Annotated in this window: 3 protein-coding genes and 1 pseudogene; all 4 read left to right on the forward strand. The window is 61.3% G+C overall.

Going from position 1 to position 3,844, the window contains the following annotated elements:
- Positions 1-89: 89 nt before the first annotated feature.
- Positions 90-773, forward strand: a pseudogene (locus ACPEES_RS22920) (Cache 3/Cache 2 fusion domain-containing protein); the annotation flags it as partial.
- 153 nt (positions 774-926) lie between these two features.
- On the forward strand, positions 927-1,631 hold the full coding sequence (locus tag ACPEES_RS22925; protein ID WP_435106747.1) for a methyl-accepting chemotaxis protein: 705 nt from the start codon (positions 927-929) through the stop codon (positions 1,629-1,631).
- An 854-nt stretch (positions 1,632-2,485) separates the two neighbouring features.
- Entirely contained in the window at positions 2,486-3,091 is a 606-nt protein-coding gene (locus ACPEES_RS22930; RefSeq protein ID WP_435106743.1) for a DUF2141 domain-containing protein, read from the forward strand.
- Positions 3,092-3,495: 404 nt separating this feature from the next.
- On the forward strand, positions 3,496-3,717 hold the full coding sequence (locus ACPEES_RS22935; protein WP_435106745.1) for a hypothetical protein: 222 nt from the start codon (positions 3,496-3,498) through the stop codon (positions 3,715-3,717).
- Positions 3,718-3,844: the final 127 nt, after the last annotated feature.

Raw genomic sequence — 3,844 nt, forward strand, 5'->3', positions numbered from 1 at the left:
CACCCTACACCACAACATCTAGGGCCCAGCCAGCGTGAGATCCGAGCCCCGTTACCCACACAAATCACGAAGGCGCCAAGAATCACCCCGGATACCAACAGCTGATGGCCGGTGAATCCTATGTCGGCCTGGCAACGCTGTTCGGCCGCAAGTACATGACGCGTTACGACCCGATCATCAACGAGCAGGGGCGCGTTATCGGCATTCTGTACGTAGGCGTGGATTACACGAGCGAGTTCGCGGCATTGCGAACGTCCATCCGCGAGCTCACGTTCGGTGCCAGTGGCGAGGCACTTGCCGTTATCCGTACCGGTGACGGCCGCGGGCGAATTGCGCTTCACCGGGATAAAGCTCGCATCGGCAAGCGCTTCGCTGCCGGGGATGATGACTCGAACGCCCGGACGGTGGACCGCCTGCTGGCTGACGAAGGCGGCGTTGTGACGTACTCCGGTGCCGCTCAGCAGTGGTTGGCGGCCTACGAGCCGGTCGAGGGCTGGAACTGGACGCTCGTTGCTCGCGGACCGCTCGCCGAGTTCGAGGCTGCGGGACAGGCGCTGGGGTTGTGGCTGACCGCTGGCTGCGCACTCGCGGCCATCCTGCTCATCGCGATCGCGGGCGTGGTGGTACGGCGTTTGCTCCGGCCATTGGGCGAGCTCGGGCGACGCGTGCGCCGGGTTGGTGAGGGCGACCTGACCGTGGCGTTCCGAGCCTGTGACTCGGCCAACGATCGCAACGAGATTCGCCAGCTCGAGAACGATCTCGCGGATATGACGGCGCGGTTCCGCGATCTCGTCGGGGAGATCGTGCAGGCCTCTGGCGCGCTTTCGGATGCCGCACACCGGATGTCCGAGACGACCGCGCAGTCCGCAAGAGGGGCCGAACGTCAGCAGGGTGAGGCCGACCAGGTCGCGACAGCCATGAACGAGATGGCGCAGACGGTCCAGGAGGTTGCTCGCAACGCCACGCAAGCCGCCGAGGCGGCGGAGGAGGCGAGCGAGCATTCCCACGCCGGACATGACACGGTCTCCAAAACCGCGGATGCCATCCGGGCATTCGCTGAGCAGATTGCCGCCGCGGCCGCAACGGTGCGAGAGGTGGAGCAGGGCAGTGAACGCATCGGCGGGGTCGTGGATCTCATTAACGAGATCTCGGAACAGACCAACCTGCTCGCGCTCAATGCCGCCATCGAGGCGGCGCGCGCCGGTGAGCAGGGTCGTGGTTTCGCTGTGGTGGCCGAGGAGGTTCGAAACCTGGCAACCCGCACTCAGCAGGCCACGCGTGAGATTCAGGAAACCGTTGGCTCACTCCAGGAAATGGGCCGCCAGGCGGCGACACGCATGGCCGAGGGGCAGGAGACGGGAGACCGCACCGCGCAGTATGCCGAGGAAGCGGGTAAGGCGCTAAGCGTGATCACGGAATCCGTGGGCCGAATCAATCAGTTGAATCAGCAGATAGCGACGGCCGCGGAGGAACAGACCCAAGTCACCGAGGACGTGAATCGCAGCGTCGTCAGCATTCGGGATGTTTCCTCCGAGACGGCGGAAGGCGCCGGTCTGGCGCGCGATGCGGGCGGTGATGTCTCGCGCCTTGCCGACGAGCTGAAGCAGCGCGTGGAGCGGTTCCAAACGTAATCGGAGGCCGTTTCCGACAGGTTCAATGTCAGCGTATGGGGACCGTAGTCAGCACATACCCTCCAACGGTCATGTCGAGATCGTACTGACGGCGGATCGGTTGATCGTCCGGGATACCGGCGTCGGCATCCCGGAAGACGAGTTGGCGCGGGTTCGCCACCGGGTGTGCGCGGCAGTGACGCCCGGCACACCGGCTCGGGGTCGGGGGTATCGCTGGTGGACCGACTCTTCCGGATGTTCGGGCTCACCAGCGCCCTCGGTTCGGGCACCACCGCGGTGTGGCGGTACGGCTGATTTCACGCCGATTTCACATCGTCGCGACATTCCCTATATGCCAGGACTCGGGTGATCATATCCCAGTTTTCGAAACAACTCGGGCCGATTCTGGTGCCAGGCCTTGAGGGGTTGCACCGGCGTTCGGTGATGCCGCATGCGCTGCGGAATATGGTGGTTGTAGAGCCGGTTGTAGTCGCGCAGCCTCTGCTCTAGGCCGGCGACCGCATTGAAGCAGGTCGTGCGCAGCATGTCGGCATACGGCCGTTAAATCGCTCCACCAGGTCGTTGGCCTCGGGCCTGCGTGGGGGAGAGCGTTCCCCTCAGGCCGCCAGCCCATGTGGTTGGTAGCTGGCGTTGTGCGCCCGTTGATGGATCCGTACCGCCCAGCAGATGCGGGCGAGCTTGTTGGCCAAGGCACAGGATGCCGACCCGACGATCGCGAGCATCGTCAGTGTCGGCACAGCTCTCGCTGCCCTATTCTTCTTGCTGGGGTTCGCGCAGTGGTGCCTCAGTCTTGCTGGCCTACCGCTCGCCGCTGTCCTTACCGTTGGCGATGCTCTCTCTGGCAGGAGGAAGCCATGCGTCATGCACTCCGGAATGAGCAAGGGTGGTGGGACTTCGGCTCGCTCGCCGTACAAAACATCCTGGTGGTCGTCGGGGCCATCACTGGTGTGAGCGGACACCGGAGGTCCGCATTGGCCTCCGCGGTCAGCTATCCGGTGGCGCGGGTCTCCACGGGCGTTCGGTGTGTAGCATTGTGTGCAGTGTTGGTACTCGCGAATCTTCCCGCCATCGCCTTTGCCGAAACATCATGCGCTGGAATTCACGCGAAGATTCAGGGAATCAGAAACAGCACTGGCGCGATAGCTTGCGCGCTTTTCGAATCGCCAGAGGGCTTTCCCACTGAGTTTCTGAAATCCGCAACCAATATCATGATGCTAAAAATTCGGGATACGAAGACGCATTGTAGTTTTTTGGACATCCCGCCGGGGTCGTATGCGTTGGCCGTCATTCATGATGAAAATATGGACGGCAAGCTTGGCACCAACTGGACTGGGGCCCCCAATGAAGGCTACGGTTTTTCAAGCGATGCAAAGGCCTTGTGGAGTGCACCTACGTTCGATGCCGCCAGCTTTTCGTATGATGGCCAAAAACTAGACCTGACGATCAGGTTGAATTACTGAGCGATCTTTTTACGAGTACTGAGGCGTTTTCCAATTCAGAAAGCGTATGCTACTGACTTTCGACAAGTTTTGTCATGCCTCAGAGGCGTTGTGCATCTGGTCGGCATGGCGCGTGAGCGTCGGCGTGGCCAAGGCCATGTCAAACGAGCGTGACGCCGCCTACAAGCCGCGCAATGGCCCCCTTTCGGGGCGCTCGTCAGCCCGCCTGTGGGCAGTGTTGCTCGTCGCTCATGTAGGGCTTCCCACGCCGCGCTCGTCGCGCCCCTGACCAGCTAGGCCACTGACTCGCGATGTCGTGAGCCCGTTGTGGCGGCATACTGACGAGGTGTGTCGAAGCGAACAGGCGCGTTGACGAACGCTGAGACATGGCAATACATTGTCGAAATGTTAGTAAATGCTACCGTATGAAATCCATGGAAATTGCGGGTGTTGCAGGCGTCATTGTCATCGCGGTACTAGTTAATGGCCTCATTGCGAAGGTTGAGGATGAATCCCCAGGGGGAATTGAGAACCCCAACGGTCGGTGGAGAGAGGTGTGCTCCAAGCCGAAGGCGTATCAAGTGGTGATTTGGTTTTTTGGGGTGTTGGTAGTGTTCTGGCTGTTGTACCTTTGGGCGACAAAGTGAATCATTTAACCAGTTGTTGTGGTGCGTTCCGGGGCGATGGCCCTGCTTAGATGTTGCGACCTGAGTGATCATATACCGACCAGGAGTTATGCTCTGTTCCAAGCCCGCTTCGCCTTGCAGGAGCTGG

The sequence above is a fragment of the Arhodomonas sp. AD133 genome, assembly GCF_051195215.1.
Lineage (GTDB): Bacteria > Pseudomonadota > Gammaproteobacteria > Nitrococcales > Nitrococcaceae > Arhodomonas.

Bases quoted from the DNA above. Each gene is read 5' to 3' on its own strand.
- ACPEES_RS22930 (WP_435106743.1), top strand. From the start codon at position 2,486: ATGCGTCATGCACTCCGGAATGAGCAAGGGTGGTGGGACTTCGGCTCG.
- ACPEES_RS22925 (WP_435106747.1), top strand. From the start codon at position 927: ATGGCGCAGACGGTCCAGGAGGTTGCTCGCAACGCCACGCAAGCCGCC.
- ACPEES_RS22935 (WP_435106745.1), top strand. From the start codon at position 3,496: ATGAAATCCATGGAAATTGCGGGTGTTGCAGGCGTCATTGTCATCGCG.